This window comes from Erythrobacter sp. W302b (assembly GCF_046452395.1).
Taxonomy (GTDB): Bacteria; Pseudomonadota; Alphaproteobacteria; order Sphingomonadales; family Sphingomonadaceae; genus Erythrobacter.
The window spans coordinates 406,654-426,085 of record NZ_JBKFDH010000001.1 but is presented as its reverse complement, the minus strand read 5'-3'; the positions used below and the strand labels follow the sequence as shown (position 1 = coordinate 426,085).

General features: G+C 65.8%; 16 protein-coding genes. 8 read left to right on the top strand and 8 right to left on the bottom strand.

Annotation, left to right across the window (positions count from 1 at the left end):
- The first annotated feature begins 146 nt into the window (after positions 1-146).
- The 3 genes from ACLBKT_RS02045 (at position 147) to ACLBKT_RS02035 (ending at position 5,244) form a co-directional block, all read left to right on the top strand.
- The gene (locus ACLBKT_RS02045; protein WP_410181317.1) at positions 147-1,712 is read left to right on the top strand and encodes a hypothetical protein; all 1,566 of its coding nucleotides are present in this window, start codon (positions 147-149) and stop codon (positions 1,710-1,712) included.
- Positions 1,713-1,810: 98 nt separating this feature from the next.
- A complete protein-coding gene (locus tag ACLBKT_RS02040) occupies positions 1,811-4,531 on the top strand; it encodes a TonB-dependent receptor domain-containing protein (RefSeq protein WP_410181316.1) in 2,721 nt (906 codons plus the stop codon).
- Positions 4,532-4,686: 155 nt separating this feature from the next.
- On the top strand, positions 4,687-5,244 hold the full coding sequence (locus tag ACLBKT_RS02035; protein WP_410181315.1) for a GNAT family N-acetyltransferase: 558 nt from the start codon (positions 4,687-4,689) through the stop codon (positions 5,242-5,244).
- Between the two features lie 605 nt (positions 5,245-5,849).
- On the opposite strand, the gene ACLBKT_RS02030 is transcribed toward ACLBKT_RS02035, so the two are convergent.
- The 8 genes from ACLBKT_RS02030 to ACLBKT_RS01995 all read right to left on the bottom strand — a co-directional run bounded on the left by ACLBKT_RS02030 (position 5,850) and on the right by ACLBKT_RS01995 (position 13,652).
- Positions 5,850-6,524 (bottom strand): response regulator transcription factor, encoded by a 675-nt coding sequence (locus ACLBKT_RS02030; RefSeq protein WP_410181314.1) that lies wholly within the window; start codon positions 6,522-6,524, stop codon positions 5,850-5,852.
- 91 nt (positions 6,525-6,615) lie between these two features.
- A complete protein-coding gene (locus ACLBKT_RS02025; protein ID WP_410181313.1) occupies positions 6,616-7,641 on the bottom strand; it encodes an aldo/keto reductase in 1,026 nt (341 codons plus the stop codon).
- Between the two features lie 13 nt (positions 7,642-7,654).
- Positions 7,655-8,395: an SDR family NAD(P)-dependent oxidoreductase gene (locus ACLBKT_RS02020; RefSeq protein WP_410181312.1), complete on the bottom strand. Its 741-nt coding sequence runs from the start codon at positions 8,393-8,395 to the stop codon at positions 7,655-7,657.
- Between the two features lie 122 nt (positions 8,396-8,517).
- Positions 8,518-9,660, bottom strand: coding sequence for an acyl-CoA dehydrogenase family protein (locus ACLBKT_RS02015; RefSeq protein ID WP_410181311.1), 1,143 nt, complete (start codon positions 9,658-9,660; stop codon positions 8,518-8,520).
- Positions 9,661-9,795: 135 nt separating this feature from the next.
- The gene (locus tag ACLBKT_RS02010; RefSeq protein ID WP_410181310.1) at positions 9,796-10,332 is read right to left on the bottom strand and encodes a contact-dependent growth inhibition system immunity protein; all 537 of its coding nucleotides are present in this window, start codon (positions 10,330-10,332) and stop codon (positions 9,796-9,798) included.
- A gap of 215 nt (positions 10,333-10,547) precedes the next feature.
- Complete coding sequence (locus ACLBKT_RS02005; protein ID WP_410181309.1) at positions 10,548-11,363, bottom strand: ferredoxin--NADP reductase; 816 nt, start codon at positions 11,361-11,363, stop codon at positions 10,548-10,550.
- 160 nt (positions 11,364-11,523) lie between these two features.
- Positions 11,524-12,567: a Fe(3+) ABC transporter substrate-binding protein gene (locus ACLBKT_RS02000; protein WP_410181308.1), complete on the bottom strand. Its 1,044-nt coding sequence runs from the start codon at positions 12,565-12,567 to the stop codon at positions 11,524-11,526.
- A gap of 65 nt (positions 12,568-12,632) precedes the next feature.
- Positions 12,633-13,652 carry an ABC transporter ATP-binding protein gene (locus tag ACLBKT_RS01995; protein WP_410181307.1) on the bottom strand — a complete coding sequence of 340 codons (1,020 nt, stop codon included), beginning with the start codon at positions 13,650-13,652 and terminating at the stop codon, positions 12,633-12,635.
- Between the two features lie 47 nt (positions 13,653-13,699).
- On the opposite strand from ACLBKT_RS01995, the gene ACLBKT_RS01990 reads away from it, so the two are divergent.
- From ACLBKT_RS01990 to ACLBKT_RS01970, 5 genes are all read left to right on the top strand, one after another.
- Positions 13,700-15,352, top strand: a complete 1,653-nt coding sequence (locus ACLBKT_RS01990) for an ABC transporter permease (protein WP_410181306.1) — start codon at positions 13,700-13,702, stop codon at positions 15,350-15,352.
- Positions 15,353-15,474: 122 nt separating this feature from the next.
- On the top strand, positions 15,475-16,476 hold the full coding sequence (bchI, locus tag ACLBKT_RS01985) for a magnesium chelatase ATPase subunit I (protein ID WP_410181305.1): 1,002 nt from the start codon (positions 15,475-15,477) through the stop codon (positions 16,474-16,476).
- Positions 16,473-18,173, top strand: coding sequence for a magnesium chelatase subunit D (locus ACLBKT_RS01980; protein WP_410181304.1), 1,701 nt, complete (start codon positions 16,473-16,475; stop codon positions 18,171-18,173). The genes bchI and ACLBKT_RS01980 overlap by 4 nt, the downstream gene beginning before the upstream one ends.
- Positions 18,170-19,060, top strand: a complete 891-nt coding sequence (gene bchO / locus ACLBKT_RS01975; protein ID WP_410181303.1) for an alpha/beta fold hydrolase BchO — start codon at positions 18,170-18,172, stop codon at positions 19,058-19,060. The genes ACLBKT_RS01980 and bchO overlap by 4 nt, the downstream gene beginning before the upstream one ends.
- Complete coding sequence (locus ACLBKT_RS01970) at positions 19,053-19,229, top strand: hypothetical protein (RefSeq protein ID WP_410181302.1); 177 nt, start codon at positions 19,053-19,055, stop codon at positions 19,227-19,229. Before bchO ends, ACLBKT_RS01970 begins: the two co-directional genes overlap by 8 nt.
- Positions 19,230-19,432: the final 203 nt, after the last annotated feature.

Sequence of the window (19,432 nt, the reverse complement as noted above, 5' to 3'; positions counted from 1 at the left end):
CATTTGTCTTTCTTCGGTCATAATCGCCGAACTGACACACGCCTGTCATCATGCAAGAATTCTGTCACGACCGCCCCCTAGCGAGCCCCCAGCGCAACAAGCTTCGCGCCTAACTCGATTCTCGGCTCAAGAGGGGACCGCTCGCTGTGAAAAACTTTCAACGCACTCTGATCATGGGTTGCAGTCTGGTCGCTCTGGCTGGCTGCGGCGCGGATGAAATCGTCTCGCCGGGCACCAGCGGCGATGTCATCATCAACAATCCGGCCCCGACGCCCACCCCGACGCCGACCCCGACCCCGACTCAGTCGCTGGTCACCCCGGCGGCTGGCTGCCCGACCATCGCGACGGCGGGCGGGCTGGTCGATGCCAGCACCATCTCCGGCCCGACCGGCACCTACCGCGTCTGCCAATTGCCCGCACGCTTTACCTCGACCGACACCCTGCCCTACATCCGCGGGCTGGTGTACCAGATCAACGGCCGTGTCGAAGTGGGCGCGGATCGCGGCTTTTCCAGCACCGGCACCACTGTCACCCTCACCATCGAACCCGGCGTGATCCTGTTCGCGCAGCAGGATTCCTATCTGGTGGTGAACCGTGGCAACGCGATCCAGTCGAACGGTACCGCAGACCGCCCGATCATCTGGACCAGCCGCGACAACATCCAGGGCGTCGCCAGCGACAACAGCCAGCAGCAGTGGGGCGGCGTCGTGCTGCTCGGCCGCGCGCCGGTTTCCGACTGCTCGACCGGCGTGTTCAACACCACTGCCAATCCGACCGCCAACCCCACCTGCGAAGGCCGGTTGGAAGGCGCGGCGGTTGCCACCCCGTTCGGCGGTGCCAACGCGGCTGACAGCTCGGGCTCGTTCCGCTTCAACCAGATCCGCTTCTCGGGCTTCGAACTGGCGCCTAACAACGAACTCCAGTCGCTGACCACCGGCGGCGCGGGTTCGGGCACCACGATCGAGAATCTCGTCTCGTTCAACAGCTCGGATGACGGCGTCGAGTTCTTCGGCGGCGGGTTCAACGCCCGCAACTTCGCGATCATCGGCGCGTCGGACGACTCGCTCGACGTCGACACCGGCGCGATCGTCAACCTCGACACTGTGATCGCGGTGCAGCGTTCGACCACGGGTGACCGCCTGATCGAGCTCGACTCGCCCAACGTCGCCGATCGCACGCCTTCCAACGCGATTCCCCAGACGCGCTTCCAGGTGAACAACTTCACTTTCGTCACCCGCGACGGTGCGCCGCAGGTCGTGCAGGCGCGCGGCGGTGCGGCGCTCGGCCTCACCAACGGCGTCATCAATGCCGGCACCAACCACTGCTTCCAGATCGACGAGCCCACCACGCTCGCCGCGATCATCGGCGTGGATTCGGTGGTCGGCGATTGCCCGGCGACCGATCCGATCCGCGGCGGCGCAGGCGTGACCAACGCTGACGCGGCGGCGCGCATCAATGGCGGCACCAACAACAACCTCGCCTTCGCGATCACGCTCACCAATGGCGTGGTCAATGGCACCGGCGAAACCGGGCGGACGGCCTTCAACGCCAACACCCGTGCGACCTTCTTCCCGACCCGCACCTTCGTGGGCGCGATCCAGAACGCCGCAGCGCTGACCACTATCTTCGGCAACTGGACCTGCAACTCGTCGATCCAGAACTTCGGAAGCGCGACCGGCGCCTGCACCTCGCTGCCGGTCTATCCGGCCTAAGCGGCGATCATGACACGTTCGGGGGAGACGCAGCTTCATCGCCGCGCCTCCCCCATTTTCACATACAGGCTGACCAATTCATGAGGGGGTCCTCACCTATGTCGACCGGCACGCGCCTGGCAGGGCTGCTGCTTCTCACCACGTCGCTTACCTTGCCGTCCGTTCTGCACGCGCAGGATGTGCCGCAGGAAGAGGAAACGGCGCAGGACCCGATCGCCGACGCGGTGGAGGGCGAGCCTCCGGCTGAGGAGCTGCAGGAAACCGATATCTCGGTGCCGGGCGGCGGGATCATCGTGACCGGACGGCGCAACCGCGATCCGGCGCGCAATTCCGGCCAGGTGCTCAGCGTCCTCAGCGAAGCCGACATCGCCCGCACCGGCGAAGGCGATATCGCCGGCGCGCTGGCGCGGGTCAGCGGCCTGTCGCTGGTCGGCAATGGCCGCGTCTTCGTGCGCGGTCTGGGCGACCGCTACTCGCTCGCGCTGCTCAACGGCCTGCCGCTCCCCAGCCCCGAGCCTTTGAGCCGGGTCGTCCCGCTCGACATCTTCCCGACCAGCGTGATCGCATCATCGCTGGTGCAGAAGACCTATTCGGCCAACTTCCCGGGCGAATTCGGTGGCGGGGTGATCAACCTCACCACCAAGGCGATCCCGACCGAGGATTTCCTCACCATCGGCGTCTCTGGCAGCGGCGATACCGAGACGACCTTCCAGAACGGCCTCACCTATTTCGGCAGCCGCTGGGACACCTTCGGTTTCGACAATGGCAACCGCGATTTTCCGACCGCGCTGCAAGGCCTGATCGCCAGCGGCACCCGCATCAACGACGCGCCAATCGCCGTGCAGCGCCAGCTCGCCGGGCAGATCATGCCGCTCAATCTCGTCACCCTGCAGAAGAATGATGAACTGCCGATCAACTTTAGCGCCAACCTCACCGGCGGCGCGTCGTTCGAGGTGGGTGATGGCAATTACCTCGGCGTGATCGCGACCGCGGGGATCACCAACACCTGGCGCAATCGCAATGTCACCAGTCAGCAATTCGGCGACGCTGAAGCGGGCCAGATCCTGTTCGATTCGCGCAACTTCATCACCGACAACAAGGTGCTGGTGAACGGCCTCATCGGCCTCGGGTTCGACATTGGTGAGCACACCATCCGCTGGACCAATCTCTACATCCGCGACACCCTCAAGACCGCGCGCCTGGCAACCGGCACGGACAGCTTCACCGACGTTGCCCGTCCGTTCGACTTCCAGACCCAGCAGACCGGCTGGTTCGAACGCCAGCTGATGGATTCGCAGATCGTTGCCGAATTCAACTTCGACGCCTTCGAGCTCGATCTGCGCGGCGGCTATGCCCGCACGGACCGCGAGGCGCCCTACAACGCCATCGTCCCTTACATCCGCACCAACATCCCCGGCGATCCCTTCGGCGACAAGTTTGTGGTCGATGTCGGCGCGCAGGTCGGCGGGACCGAGCGGATTCAGGTCGGCTTCGAAGGCCTGACCGAAGAACTGTGGTTCGGCGGCGCGGACGTGACCTTCGAGGTCTCCGACACCCTGTCGCTGACCGCGGGCTATGCCTATTCAGACACCACCCGCCGCTCGCTGTCCTTCATCATCCGCCCGCTGCTCGGTTCCTCGGCGGAGCTCAACACCGCGCTGCGGGCGCTGGGCCTGCGCCGTCCAGGGGACATCATCAACGGGGCGGTGCTGGCCGAATTCCCCGATGGCACCCCGTTCTTCAACGTCACCGTGTCCGATCCGACCCCCTTTCCGGTGTTCGATGCGGCGCTGACAGTGCACGCGGGCTACGGCCTGGCGCGGTACCGCCCAACCGACCGTCTCAGCATCGAGGCGGGCCTTCGCTATGAGGACGGGCTGCAAGTGGCCGCCCCCGATCTCACCTTCGGCGGCGGCAATCTCGCCAACCCGACGCGGATCGCCAACGACTATTTCCTGCCGTCTGCCACCATCACCTGGGAAGCGATCGACGATCTCCAGCTGCGCCTCTCGGCCTCGCAAACCATCGCCCGCCCGCAGTTCCGCGAGCTGGTCGAACAGACCTATTTCGATCCTGAATCGAACCGCCGTTTCCGCGGCAACCCGTTCCTTCAGGACAGCGAGCTGATCAACGTCGAAGCGCGCGCCGAATATTACCTCGGCGGCCCGAAGAAGGTGAGCCTCGCCGGGTTCTACAAGAAAATCGACAACCCGATCGAAAACTTCCTGATCACCGCGCCCGGCATCATCGAGACAAGCTATGCCAATGCGCCCTCCGCCGAGCTTTACGGGGCCGAGCTTGATGCCTCTTACGGCATTGATCTGGCCGATTGGGGCGGGTTCTTCGAGACCAAGCAGTTCCTGATCATCGCCAACTACACCTACACCCAATCGAGCATTTCGGTGGGTGCGGCCGATCTCGCCCCGATCCCCGGCGCAACCGGCCAGCTGGCGAGCCAGCTGTTCGACGATGGCTCACCGCTGGTCGGCCAGTCCGATCACGTCGCTAACCTCTCGCTCGGGATCGAGGACCTCGACAAGGTCCAGCAGTTCACGGTGCTGTTCAACTATGCGAGCGAACGGGTGACCCTGCGCGGCGGAGCGCTGCCCGATGTGGTGGAAGACCCCGGCCTGACGGTCGATCTGGTCGCCCGCTCCGAGATCAAGCTCGGCGGGTTGCCGCTCGAATTGTCGCTGGAGGCCCGCAACATCTTCGGGCGCGACAATTTCGAATTCCAGGAAGTGAACGGCAACCGCGCCGAACTGAATACCTTCGACGTCGGCACCAGCTTCGCCATCGGCGTGAAGGCGGAGTTCTGACGCGTCCACGTTCCTACGCCGAAACCAAACGAGGCCGCCCTTCACCGGGCGGCCTTTTTCGTTGAAGCGTCCGCTTTTGGGGGCGCTGGCTCTTTGCACGGATGGCGGAAGGTGGGTGGGGAGCGGAATGGCTTCCCGCGAGTCGACCAAAGCCAATGGACAGCCAAGTCACGCGATGGCAACGCCAAGTCGTGAGAACGCGCCGCCTCATCGTCGAACCCCTCCTCGCGCATCATGCAGATGAGCTGATCGACTTGCTCGACGAACGCGTGAACCGATACTTCCCTTCGCAGGACGTGCCTTCATCGCAGGCCGCCCTGCGCGAGCAGTTCGCAGAAATGGAAAGGGCCGCCAACAGCAGAGATGATGGCCGCCGCTTCCATCCCTTCGTGGTGAGGACGGCGGTGGGTCAGACCTGCATCGGCAGGTTGGAAGTTCTGATGCACGACAGGGACGCAGAGATCGCGTTCGTCTTTGTGCCGAACGCTTGGGGCAAAGGCTATGCGAGCGAGGCTGTCAAGGCGATCATCAATCACTTCGAGCTTGCCGGGGTGCAGCGCTTCTGGGCCTGCGTTACCCGAGGCAACGCGCCGTCTCTGAGGCTGTGCGAGCGCCTGGGGTTTGCACTTGCGGAAGTCCCTCAGGATCTTGAGCTGTGGACATATGACGACGGCGACATCGTCTTGACGTTCGAGAGCGCGGGCAATTTATGAAGGCGATCTTATACGCTTCCCGGTTCCGTTTCTGGAACGGGGTCGAAAGCCGAAAGGCAGGAATTTTTCGCGACCGGAGCAAAGCCCACATACCGCTTTCGGGATCGCCGCCTCGTTGCGAGAAGGGCGGGAGATGGGGTGGATTGTTGTCACCTCTCTGGAGACCGTCGCCCCGTGCTTGACACGGGGCTTGGCTTTTCTTGGTTCGAACTTGGCGCAACAGCTTGCGCAGGGGAGAAGGGGACTTTGAACCCGAGACCGGGCAGAAGTATCCAAGCCCCGTGTCAAGCACGGGGCGACGAGGGAGGAGGCATCACAAAAGGGCTCGTTTCCAGAACCACCGCACCCGGCCAGCGTCTGACGATTGCCGACATTTCCTACACGCCCCGCCGCCGCTATTTTGGGCGCGGCTCTTTCTCATTGCTGTACCCGGCCTGAGAGGCCGTTCTGTCACCGGGACGCGAAACAAGTCCCTGCTCCCCTGTCCGTCCGCTTGACGAAGCCGGGTTCAGATCATTGAATTATCACAATAAATAGAGAGAATGCAAAGCGGACACGGTGTCCGCTTTGTAACGCTTATTTCCGCAAACCGCTGTGCCGAACCGTCACCCCAGATCGAAGACATACCCCAATGATCGCACCGTGCGCAGCGGGTTGCCGCCGCCCGCGGCCTTGATCGCGCGCCGCAGACGGCCGATCCACACATCCACCGTCCGCTCGTCAATCGGCGGTTCGCGCTTGCCGAGGCCGCTGATCAGATCCTCGCGGGTCAGCACCCGGTTGGGGTTTTCGGCGAGGAAACGCAGCAGGCGGAACTCGTTGGGCCGCAGCACGATCGGCGTCTCGTCCCAGCGCGCCTGAAGCGCCGCCATGTCGATCGTCAGCGCGCCGAGTTCGAACCGCCGTGTGGCGTTGCGCTCCGACCCGCGTGATTGCAGCGCCAGCACCCGGTCGAGCACGGCCGTGCGGGTCAACGGCCCGATCACATAATCATCCGCTCCGGCCCGCAATGCGCGGCGGCGATCCTCGGCATCGTCTTCTTCCAGCACCATCGTCACATGCGCGTCAGCCGTGCGCGGATCGGCCCGCAGGCGGCGGCACAGCTCAAGCCCGGCCAGTTCGGGCATGACCCAATCGACAAAGGCCCACATCGGCCCCTCGACCAGCCGCCGCGGCCCTTCCGGGCCGAGCCGGTCAAAAGTGAAACGTCGCTGATCATGGACGAAATCCTCCAGGCTCTCGCCCAGTTCGCCAGTCAGGAAGATATTGACGACATCCATGCTCTGTCAGCCCCGGTTTGATGCCGGAGTGGCGCAGGTGTGTGACGCGTTTGTGACTGGATTTCAGTTGTATGTAACAATCCGCTCGCAATCATCCGCCAAGCACGGAAACCTTGTCCATGGCGGGCATCGGCATTCCCATCCCGGTCGGGAATTTCGGCCGGTAGGGCGCTTCGAGCGCCGCGATGTCCTCCGCCGACAGCACGATATCGAGCGCGGCCACCGCGTCGGCGATGTGCTGCGGCTTGGTCGCGCCGATGATCGGGGCCGCGACTTGCGGCTTGGTGAAGTGCCACGCCAACCCCAGGCTCGCCATCGGCACGCCGCGCCGGGCAGCGAGATCGGCGAGCGCGCCGATCACCGCCCGGTCCGCGGCGTCCTCCGCCTTGTAGAGCGCCTTGCCGACCACATCGGTCTCGCTGCGCACCGTGGTCTCGCCGAAGGGCCGGGTCAGCCGACCGCGTGCGAGCGGGCTCCACGGGATCACGCCCACGCCCTGATCCGCGCAAAGCGGGAGCATCTCGCGCTCCTCCTCGCGGTAGAGGAGGTTAAGCTGGTTCTGCATGGCAATGAACCGCGTCCAGCCGTTCGCGCGCGCCACCTCCTGCGCCTTGGCGAATTGCCATGCGAACATCGACGACGCGCCGATATAGCGCGCCTTGCCCGCCTTCACGATATCGTGCAGCGCCTCCATCGTCTCCTCGATCGGGGTGTTGTCGTCCCAGCGATGGATCTGGAACAGGTCGACATGGTCCATCCCGAGCCGCGCGAGGCTGTCGTCGATCGCGGCGAACAGCGCCTTGCGGGAGAGCCCGCCGCAATTGGGCGCGTTCCGCCACACGCCGAAAGCTTTGGTGGCGACCACGATCTCGTCACGCCGCGCCATTTCCTTGAGCAGCTTGCCGGTGATCTCCTCCGAGGTGCCGCCCGAGTAGATGTTGGCGGTGTCGAAGAAGTTGATCCCCGCCTCCAGCGCCTCGCGGAAGAAGGGCCGCGCGGCGTCCTCACCGAGCAGCCAGTCGCCGTGCCAGCCCTTGGAGGTGTCACCATAGGACATGCAACCGAGGCACAGGCGCGAGACGGTGAGGCCGGATGTGCCGAGGCGGGTGAATTGCATTGGGCCAGTCTCCTCAGGCCAGCGTCAGGCCGCCGTCGACCACCAGCGTCTGCCCGGTGATGTAGGCACTGAGCGGCGAGGCGAGAAACAGCGCGGCGCCGGCCATGTCCTCGGGCGTTCCCATGCGCCTGAGGGGGATGCGTTTCAGGCTGGCTTCAAGGCGTTCGGGGTGGTCGGTGGTGACGGAGGTCAGCTTGGTCGGCACCAGCCCCGGGGCGATGCCATTGACGCGGATGCCGTCGCGCGCCCAGGCCTCGCCCAGCGTCTTGGTAAGGCTCGCCGCGCCCGCCTTGGAGGCGGCATAGGCGGGCGTCCCGATGGTCGATTTGAACGCGGCGACGCTGGAGACGATGATGATCCTGCCCTTCGCTTCGGCGAGCGCGGGGTGGAAGGCGCGGGCAGCGTCCATCACCGAATTGAGGTTGATGTCGACGACCTGATCCCACCCCTCGCGGGTGAATTCCTGCCGCCCGTAGCGCACCGTGCCCTGGCAGAGCACCAAGACATCGAGGGGCCCGAAGGTGGCCGCTAGCCGGTCGGCAGCGTCGCGATCAGTAAGGTCGAGCTGGTGATAATCGAGGCCGGTGAAGTCGCTGTCCTCGGCCTCCAGATAGTCGCCGAAATCGGGCCGGGTGCCGGTGACGATCACGCTCGCCCCGCGCGCGCGGAAGCCGTGGGCGATGCCGTTGCCGATCCCGCTCGACCCGCCGATGACGAGGACGCGCTGGCCGGTGAAGTCGAGAGGGTCGGTCATTAGGCTTGCTCCGCTTGAAGCCCCTTCCCCCTGGGGAAGGGGTTGGGGATGGGGGTTCGACAGCCGAGGGGGCAGAGCCCCCACCCCCGCCCCCTCCCCGCCGGGGGAGGGGAGACGTGAGCTCAAATCGAGCGCGAGATCACTTCCTTCATGATCTCGTTCGTGCCCCCGAAGATCCGCGTCACCCGCGCGTCGCGCCACAGCCGCGCGATGGCATATTCGTTCATGTAGCCCGCCCCGCCGTGGAGTTGCAGCGCGGTGTCGCAGCATTCCCACTGGAGGTCGGTGTGCCACAGCTTGGCCGCCGACGCCTCGTCGGTGGTGAGCTCGCCCGCGAGATGCTTGCGGATCGCCCAGTCCAAGTGCGCCCAGCCCACCTGGAGCTTGGCCTTGAGGTCCGCGAGCGTGAACTTGGTGTTCTGGAACTCGAACACGGTCTTGCCGAAAGCCTTGCGGTCCTTGGTGAACTTCACCGCCTCGTCAAACGCCCGCTGCGCGGCCGCCTGCGCGCCGACCGCGATGCCGAGGCGTTCCTGCGGCAGCTCCTCCATCAGGTGCACAAAGCCCATGCCTTCCGCGCCGAGGATATTGGTCATCGGCACGCGGCAATCGTTGAAGAACAGCTCGGAGGTGTCGGCGGCGTGCTGCCCGATCTTGTCGAGATTGCGCCCGCGCTCGAAGCCGGGGGTGTCGGCGTCGACCAGCACAAGGCTGATGCCCTTGGCGCCCCGCTCGGGATCGGTCTTGGCGACCACGATCACGCAATCGGCGTTCTGGCCGTTGGTGATGTAGGTCTTGGAGCCGTTGATGACGAGGTGATTGCCGTCCTTCTTGGCCGTGGTGCGGATGCCCTGAAGATCGGAGCCCGCGCCGGGCTCGGTCATGGCAATGGCGGTGATGATGTCGCCGCTGACCATGCCGGGCAGGTACTTGGCGCGCTGTTCGTCGTTGCCCAGCCGCTCGAAATAGTTTGCCGTGATATCGTTCTGGAGCGTGAAGCCGGCTGATGAGCCGAGGTAGGAGAGTTCCTCGGTCAGCACGCAGTTGAAGCCGAAATCGAGGCCGAGGCCGCCGTTTTCCTCCTTCACCGTCATGCACAGCATCCCCGCGTCGCCCATCTTTTTCCAGACGTCGCGCGGCACGATGCCGTTGGCTTCGTGCTCGTCCATATGCGGGGTGAGGTGCTCGGCAAAGACCTTGCGGACAGTGTCGCGGAAGGCCTCGTGGTCTTCGTTATAGGCGGTGCGATAGGAGGTCGCGAGCATGGGGGTTCTCTCCGGCAGATGGGTTTTGATTTGCCACGATAGAACAGGGCGGGCGCGCGGGGGTCAAGTGTGAAAGTGGGGGTGGGGATGGCCTTGTGGCGCTCGCTTACAGCACCTTCATGCTGACAATCGCAATTAAGCGCAGCGCAGAAAAGCCTGACGCGCCGCGGCACCTATCATCGCCGGTGGCTGAAACTTGCTGATCACTTCCGGCTCATGACCGACAAATTCATCGCTAAACCCTTCCCAAGCCTGCAATTTAACATGGCGTCTAGGAGTGAAATAAAGATGATTATTTCTTAGTTGGACCGAAACGCGTATCATATTTTTATACATTCTACGCAATGATTTATATCCCAAAATTTTTACCTGCTCAGCATCCCAGCTTTTACAATTCTCTATCAATGACCGTGAAAGCTCAAACCTGATTTTTCTGCTCTTCTGCAACGCCGATAACACACAAACTCCGAGATCTTCGTCAGAACACTGCAAATCCAATCGAAACCGTTCGCCATCGAAGTCGGGCATATAAACCATATCCCCGCTCTCCGTTATTACCCAGATGTACTCTTCGTTGAAGTAAATCGCTGACTGCTTTGTAAAATTTCGAGACTTGAGGAACTTTGAGAGTATCATCTCGAGATTCCCCTGTTTGGCAAAACCCGCGTTCAAACTGACACTTAGCCCGCCTCGTCATCCCAGCGCAAGCTGGGACCTGGGGCGGCAGGCGCTGCCCTGTAAGGCTCTAGGCCCCAGCTTGCGCTGGGGTGACGGAGGACCAGACAAAATTTGCCCCCGTCCCGGGCTTGACCCGGGACCCAGCTTGTTTTGTCCAAATGCGGAACTCGAAGGGCAGCGGGGCCCCGGGTCAAGCCCGGGGCGGGGAACTACCCCACAAACGCCCGTTCGATCACGAACTGGCCGGGCTTGTTGTTCGCGCCTTCCTCGAACCCGCGGCGTTCCAGATCGGCGGCGTGGTCCTTGATCATCGCCATCGAGCCGCACAGCATCACGCGGTCTTCCTCGGGCACGAAGCGCTGCGGGCCCTTCGATTGCTCGAACAGGCGGCCATCGTCGATCAGCGCCTGGATGCGGCCCTGTGTGCGGAAAGGCTCGCGGGTCACGGTGGGGACGTAGATCATCCGCGCGCGGTCTTCGTCTTCGAGCAGCGGGTCGCCTTCGAGCTTCGATTCCAGCAGCTCGCGATAGGCGAGTTCGTTCACGTTGCGCACGGAATGCACCACGATCACTTCCTCGAACATCTGGTAGACATCGGGGTCGCGCACCAATGACATGAAGGGGGCAAGGCCGGTGCCGGTCGAGAGCATGAACAGCCGCTTGCCCGGCAGCAGCGCGTCGGTGACGAGAGTGCCGGTCGGCTTCTTGCCGAGGTAGATCGGGTCGCCGACCTTAATGTGCTGAAGCCGCGAGGTCAGCGGGCCATCCTGCACCTTGATCGACAGGAATTCCAATTCCTCGTCATAGCTGGGCGAGGCGACCGAATAGGCGCGCAGCAGCGGCTTGCCGTTGTCCCCCGGCAGGCCGATCATCACGAACTCGCCCGAACGGAAGCGGAAGCTCGGCGGACGGGTCATCTTGAGCGTGAACAGCCCCTCGCACCAGTGATGGACATAGGTGATGGTCTCGACAGAGAGCGCCGCGCTTTCGGTGAACTGGTCGCGGTCGATGATGGGCTGGTTCAAAGCGGGCCTCGGATGTCAGGTCAGCGCCGCCCCCACGGGCAGCCGGAATGCGGGCGCAAATGGACGAGTAGCGCGCCCCCTTCAAGACAGTTTAGTGTTAAGGGGTGAAAGCGGGCCTTGATCTGCCGCAATTCGCGCGCACCCTTTTGCCCTGCCCGCGTCAGTTCCAGCCGGCGCGGTCGAAGATCCTGACCGCTTCGGCCTGCCCCTTGCCGATCTCGGCCACGCTCAGCGTATCGGCCTTGAACGTGCCGAGCGCTTCGACGGCGGAATTGGCCTTCAGCCCGATGCTGGCGGGATATTCGTTGTTGCCGTCCGCGAAGTACCGCTGGGCGCTCTCCGAGGTCAGGTATTCCAGAAACTTCACCGCGTTGTCGCGATTGGGCGCGGTCTTGACGAGGCCCGCGCCACTGACATTGACGTGGGTGCCGACCCCGCCCTGATCGGGGAAGATCACGCCGACCTTGTCGAAGATCGCCTTGGCGGCCGCATCGCCCCCGGCATAGCGGGCGAGGTAATAGGTGTTGACCACCGACACGCGGCACTGCCCGGCAGCGACCGCTTCGATCATCGCGGTGTCATTGCCTTGCGGAGCCTGCTTGAAATTGGCGACTACCCCCTTGGTCCATGCCTCGGCTTCGGCGGCGCCCTTGTGAGCGATAATGCTGGAGAGGAGCGAGATGTTGTAGATATTTGAGGACGACCGCATGCAGATCGCGCCTTTGAGCGCGGGATTGGCGAGATCGGCATAATTGGCAAGGCCCTGCGGTGCGCCTTCGGCCTTGTTGTAGATGATGATCCGCGCCCGGGTCGACAGGCCGAACCACAGCCCATCGGGATGGCGCAGATTGGCGGGCAGGCGCTCCTTCAGCACCGGCGAATCGACCGGCGCGAGAATGCCCGCCTCTTCCGCCCGCCACAGCCGCCCGGCATCGACAGTGATGAGGATATCGGCAGGGCTGAACTCGCCCTCGGCCCCGATCCGTTCGATCAGCGCATCGGCATCGGCCTCGATCCGGTTGACCTTGATCCCGGTTTCACGGGTGAAATCCTCGTAAAGCGCCAGATCGGTGTCGTAGTGGCGCGAGGAATAGATGTTGACCTCGCCCGTGATCGGCACCGCCGCGTCGCCCGCGTCATCGGCGCAGCCGGACAGCGCACCAAGGCTGACAAGAGCGCAGGCGGCAAGGACGAGGTTCTTCATGGGTGAAACGGCTTTCTGTGACTACTTGCGAATGACTTGCAATATAATCGGAGGCCGCGCAAGCCCTATCTGCGCGCAAAGGCCCTGACGCTCTCCGGGTCCGGCAGCACGCTATAGGTCTTGTGCAGATCGATCGGCAGCGCGGTTTCGACCGTGATCGCCGCCCCATCCGCACCTTGAAGCAACACCCGGCTGCGCGCCCCCATCGGATGCACATCCCGCACGCTGCACCCCCGCCCATCTGCCACCGGCACCAGCCGGTCGGCCTGCACCAGCAGATCGAAGGCGGGTGCATCGGGCAGCGCGCCGATCAGGCTGGCGAGCGGCCACAAGCCGAACGGCGTATCCAGCCCCTCTGCCCCGCGCGTGCCCGAGATAATCTGCGCCCCGCTGAAAATCGCCCCGACCGAGGCGGTGGCGGGTGCGTGGTGAAGCTCGTGCGGGGTGCCAAACTGGATGATCCGCCCGCTCTCCATCACCGCGATCCGGTCCGCGATGTCGAGCGCTTCGGCCGGATCATGCGTCACCAGCACCACCGTTGCCCCCGCCTCGCGCAGCAGGATGCGGCATTCGCGGCGGAGCTTGCGGCGCAGCACGATGTCGACGCTGGCGAAAGGCTCGTCCATCAGCAGCACCTGCGGCTCGGGCGCCATCGCGCGGGCGAGTGCAGCGCGCTGTTGCTGCCCGCCCGAAAGCTCGTGCGGATAGCGCGCGCCCATCCCGGCAAGGCCGACCTTGGCGAGCCAGCTATCGGCCTCGGCGCGCCGCGCCTTGGGCAAGCCGAAGGCGACATTGGCGGCCAGTGTCATATGCGGGAACAGCGCGCCGTCCTGAAACACCAGCCCCACGGGCCGCGCCTCAGGCGGCGGGTTGCGCTGCGCGTCGGCCAGCACCTCGTCCCCCAGCGCAACCTCGCCCTGCTGCACCCGCAGCAAGCCTGCCGCAAGCCCAAGCAGTGTTGACTTCCCGCAACCCGACGCGCCAAGCAGACAGGTGATCTCCCCCGCGGGCGCGGTAAAGCTGATATCCTCCAGCGCCCGCACCTCACCGTAAGCATGTGCAATATGACGAAATTCGAGGCTCAATGGCTGATCCTGCCCTCACGGCGCGTGGGTTTCGGGGGAAACTCCCGGTGAGCCGCCTTAGGCAAATTGCAGGCCATGGTGCAAGCGGTGGCGGTTGGGGCGCGGCCGCGCTGCTCATTGCCGCGCTGGCCGGATTGCCGATTGCCGCGATCGCCTCGGCGTCGCTCACAGGCGGGGGAGAGGCAATTGCCGATCTCGCCGCGACCGTCCTGCCGACCTATGTCGCCAACACCGCGCTTCTGATGCTGCTCGCAGGCGCTATCGCTGCGGTGGTGGGCACCGGCTGCGCGTGGCTGGTCGCCGCGACCCGTTTTCCGGGACGCCGCGTGTTGAGCTGGGCGCTGGTGCTGCCGCTCGCCCTGCCCGCCTACCTGGCGGCCTATATCTATGCTGACCTGCTCGATTTTGCCGGGCCGCTGCAAAGCGCCTTGCGCGCGACCATGGGCTGGGGGGCGGAGGATTACGCCCTGCCCGACATCCGCTCGCTGGGCGGCGGGGCCTTGGTGCTGGGCCTTGTGCTTTACCCTTACGTCTACCTGCTCGCGCGCACCGCCTTTGCGACTCAGAGCCTCACGCAATTCCGCGCCGCCCGCAGCCTTGGCGCTGCGCCTGCACGCGCGTTCTGGCGCGTGGCGCTGCCCGCCGCCCGCCCCGCCATCGCCGGGGGCCTTGCACTGGTGCTGATGGAGGTGCTCGCCGATTTCGGCGTGGCCGAATATTTCGCGATCCCCACCTTCTCGACCGGAATCTTCCGCAGCTGGTTGGCGATGGGGGACAAGGCCGCCGCCTTGAAGCTTGCCGCGATCATGCTGATCTTCGTCATCGCGCTGGTCGCGTGGGAGGCGCAGAGCCGGCGCGGACGCAGCGACAGCCGCGATGGCCTCGCCGCGCGGCGGGACGAGGAGCCGCTGGTGGCGCTGACGCCGCTAGGCAAGGGTCTGGCCTGCCTCGCCTGCGCCGCGCCGGTGCTGCTCGGCTTCGGGCTTCCCGCCGGATATCTCGCCTCCCTTGCACTGACGCCGATCGCGCAGGCGGCTGCGGGCGATCTTCCCACCTATATCCGTGGGAGCCTGTGGCTGGGCCTTGCCGCAGCGAGCCTGTGCCTTGTCGCCGCGCTCCTGCTCGCCTTTGCCCGCGCGCGCTCGGCCTCGCGGGTCACGGCGAGCGCGATCCGGCTGGCGACGCTGGGCTATGCGCTTCCGGGGGCCTTGCTGGCGGTCGGCCTGCTCGCGCCGCTCGGCGCTTTCGACCAGAGCCTGACCCGCTTCGCCCGCGACAACCTCGGCTGGAGCGGCGGCTTGCTGCTGACCGGCACCAGCGCGCTGCTGATCTATGCGCTGTCGGTGCGGTTCATGACGGTCGCCTATAACAGCGTCAGCGGCGGGCTGGCGCGCATTCCCCCTGGCCTTGATGCCGCCGCGCGGAGCCTTGGCGCGGCCCCGTCCCGCGTGCTCGCCCGGATCTATGCCCCGCTGCTGGCCCCCAGCCTCGCAGGCGCGGCGGCGCTAGTGTTCATCGACACCTTGCGCGAACTGCCCGCCACGCTGATCCTGCGGCCCTTCAACCTCGAAACACTGGCGACCCGCACCTATCGCCTCGCGAGTGACGAACGACTGGTCGAGGCGGCGATCCCGGCGCTGATCCTGCTGGCGGCGGGGCTGCTGCCGGTGCTGGTGCTCAATCGGCTGGGAAAGCGGTAGAGGGGATCTGACGGCGTCTGCCCCCTTTCCCCTTAGGGGAGGAGCTGCTTGGCCCCAAGTGTAATGCCAGCTTGTCACTTTCCCTTGTCCAAACCCTCCCGAAGGTTCACAAGACGCCCCACATGGCACGCTTCCCCTTCTCCGCAATCGTCGGTCAGGACGAGATGAAACAGGCGCTTCTGATCGCCGCCGTCGACCCCAGCATTGGCGGGGTGATGGTGTTCGGCGATCGCGGCACCGGCAAGTCCACCGCCGCGCGGGCTTTGGCGAGCCTGCTGCCGCCGATCATGGCCGCGGATGGCTGCGCCTATGGCTGTTCGAAGGAGGATCAAGCGCGCTATCCGGGCGTCTGCGGCACGGGCAAGATGGTGAAGCGCGCGGTGCCCTTCGTCGACATGCCCTTGGGCGCGACCGAGGACCGGGTGATCGGCTCGCTCGATCTGGAACGCGCACTGCGCTCCGGCGAAAAGGCGTTTGAACCGGGTCTGCTGGCCAAGGCGCATCGCGGGTTTCTCTATATCGACGAGATCAACCTGCTCGAAGATCATCTGGTCGATCTGTTGCTGGACGTGGCGGCCTCGGGCGAGAACGTGGTCGAGCGGGAGGGCCTGTCGGTCCGCCACCCGGCCAAGTTCGTGCTGATCGGCAGCGGCAACCCCGAAGAGGGCGAACTGCGCCCGCAATTGCTCGACCGCTTCGGGCTTTCGGTGGAAGTGCGCAGCCCCAAGGATATCGAAACCCGCATCGCGATCATGCGCCTCGTCGCCGAGAACGAGCGTGATCCCGAAGGCTTTGCTGCGCGTTGGGCGGGCGAGGACGAGGCGATCCTCAAGCGCGTGGCCAAGGGCAAGGCGCGGCTGCCGAAGCTGGAAGCGGGCGATGATGTGCTGCGCGATGCCGCCAACCTGTGCCTCGCCGTGGGCGCGGACGGGCTGCGCGGCGAGCTCACCCTGATGCGCGCCGCCCGCGCGCTGGCGGCGCTGGAGGGGGCGAAGGCCGTCACCCGCAAGCACATGATCGCCATTGCCCCGCTGGCCTTACGCCACCGGCTGCGGCGCGATGTGCTGGACGAAACCGGCTCCACCGTGCGCATCACCCGGGCGATTGCCGAGCTGTTCGGATGACCTCCCCCGACCTCGCCGACCCGCTTGACGATGCGGTGCTGGCGGCGCGGCTGTTTGCTCTGGCTCCGGCCACCTTCAAAGGCATGGTTCTGCGCGGCAGCAGCCCGGCGCGGGAGGCGCTGGTAACGGCATTGAGCACGGGCGTAACGCTGAGACGGATGCCGGGGCATATTGATGACGAGCGGCTGCTGGGCGGGATCGATCTCGCCGCCAGCCTCTCCGCCGGTCGCCCGGTCCGTCAGACGGGTCTGATCGAGGAAGCGCGCGGCGGCGCTCTGCTCGCGGGCATGGCCGAGCGGATGGATGGCGGCATTGCCGGGCGGTTGGCGCAGGCTCTCGACGACCCTTTGCATGAGGGCCAGGCCGCGCTGGTGCTGCTCGACGATGCGACCGAGCCCGAGGACGCGCCGCCCGCCAGCCTGACCGAACGCCTCGCCTTTGCCTGCGACCTGTCGACCTCACGGCGTTGGCAGGGGGTGGCGCTGGCCCCTGCGGCCGGTGCATTGGCCGAGGTGGCTCCTCTGGACGATGACGCCCTGCGCGCGCTCGCTGCGACGGCTGACGCGCTTGGGGTGGAAAGCGTGCGGGCGCTGATCTTTGCGGGAGAGGCCGCGCGCGGGCTTGCCGCACTCGACGGGCGCGGCCTTGCCGAGCGGGGCGATTTGACCGGTGCTGTCAGGCTGGTGCTCGCCCCGCGCGCCACGCGCCTGCCGCCGCAGGAACAGGATACTCCGCCCGAAGATCAGCCGCCTCCCCCTGACAGCGAGCGGGATGACCCGTCCGACAGCGAAGAGCAGCAGCAGGAGCTCGACCTCTCCGACATTCTGGTCGAAGCGGCCAAGGCGGCGATCCCGGCGGACCTGCTCGCGCAACTCGCCCAAGGCAAGGCCCCGCGCCGGTCCAGCAGCAGCGGCACCGGGCAGAAGCGCAAGGCCGCCACGCGCGGCAAGCCTTTGGGTGCGCGTCCCGGCATGCCACGCGGCGGGCACAAGCTGGCGCTGATCGACTCGCTGCGCGCGGCCGTGCCGTGGCAGGCCGTCAGGCGGCGTGAGGTGGGCGCCAATGACGCCTCGGCGATCCTGATGCGGAAGGAAGACCTGCGCATCCGCCGGTTCGAGGAACGCGCCGCCCGCGTCACCATCTTCGCGGTCGATGCCAGCGGATCGGCAGCGGCAGCGCGCCTCGCCGAGGCCAAGGGCGCGGTCGAGCTGATGCTGGGGCAGGCCTATGTCACCCGCTCCGAAGTCGCGCTGGTCGCGTTCCGGGGAACGAGTGCCGAGCTGATCCTGCCCCCCACCCGCTCGCTGACGCGGGCACGGCGGACGCTGGCGGAATTGCCCGGCGGTGGGGGAACGCCGCTCGCGATGGGCCTCAACGCCGCCCGCGAGGTGGCCGAGGCGGTCATCGCCAAGGGGCGGAGCGCGGCGCTGGTGATCCTCACCGATGGCCGCGCCAACATCGCCGCCGACGGCGCGCCCGGAAGGCCCCAAGCCACCGCCGATGCCGAGACCGCCGCCAAGGCGATCGCCGCACGCGGGATCGACGCATTGGTGGTCGACATCTCCGCCCGCCCCGGCCCCGAAGGCGCAGCCCTGGCCGCTGCGCTGGGCGGACGCTTTCTCGCCCTTCCCCGCGCCGACGCCCGGATGATCACGGCTGCGATCAACGCCGTCCAGCCCATCGGCAAGGCGGCATGAGCAGCCTCGACTGGAACCGCGAAGGTCTGATCTGGCCGCATCGCGAGGCGAGCGCGTTCGTCAGCCTCGGCGCGAAGCGCTGGCACGTGCAGCGCATGGGAAGCGGCCCGCCGCTGCTGCTGCTCCACGGCACGGGTGCATCAGTCCATTCGTGGCGCGGGCTGATGCCGCTGCTGGCGCAGACCCACACCATCATCGCCCCCGATCTGCCGCGCCATGCCTTCACCACGGGGCATGATGCCTATGCGATGAGCCTGCCTGCGATGGCGAGCGAGATTGCCGGGCTGATGCAGGCGCTCGACGTGCAGCCCACCGCCATCGTCGGCCATTCGGCCGGCGCGGCGATTGCGCTGCAACTGGCGCTAGACCACGGCTACACCGGCCCGATCATCGGGCTCAATTCCGCGCTGCGACCCTTCCCCGGTGCGCTCGCCCAGATTTTCCCGGCGGTGGCAAGGGCGCTGTTCGTCAACCCGCTGGTGCCGCGGTTCTTTGCCGGGAGCATCGATCTGGTCGGCGGCGCCAAGACATTCCTGTGGCGATCGACCCACTCGCATCTCGATGCCGAGGGGCTGGCCTGTTACCGCACCCTGTTGAAGCACCCCGCGCACGCGGGCGGCGCGCTCGCCATGATGGCGAACTGGGACTTGCCGGGCCTGCGGTTGCGGATGGGCGAGGTGCGCAATCCGGTGCTGCTGATCCACGGTGCGAATGACCCCGCCATCCCGCTCGACTGGGCCAGGGACGCCCATAGCTGGCTGGCGAATGCGCGGCTGGACGTGCTTCCCGGTCTCGGCCATCTTGCCCATGAGGAAGCGCCCGGGAAAGCCGCTGCGCTGATCGCAACCTTCCTCGCCGAGCAAAGCCAGGAGGCGCGCCATGGATAGCGGCACATTCGGATGGATCGAGCTGGTGCTGTTCTATGGCATCGCCATCGGGTTAGGCGTCTGGCAGTGGGTCAAGATGGACCGGATGCTGAAGAAGACCCGCGCCGAAAAGGCAGCAAAAGAGGCGGCCGAGCGGAATGGCGAGACTGAGCGCAACGCCAGAGAGTGAATGTCCGCTTTGCTGCGCGTCGGCCAAAAGCTGCCGCTAGGCTAGCGACCCCGTAGCGGCCCTTACCGTCACCCCAGCAAACGCTGGGGCCTAGGGCCATCACATGCAGCGCTTGCCGCTCTGGGTCCCAGCTTTCGCTGGGATGACGAGAGTGGCACACATGCACCCAAACCCCGCCCTTAACATCTCGTTAGGTTACGCCC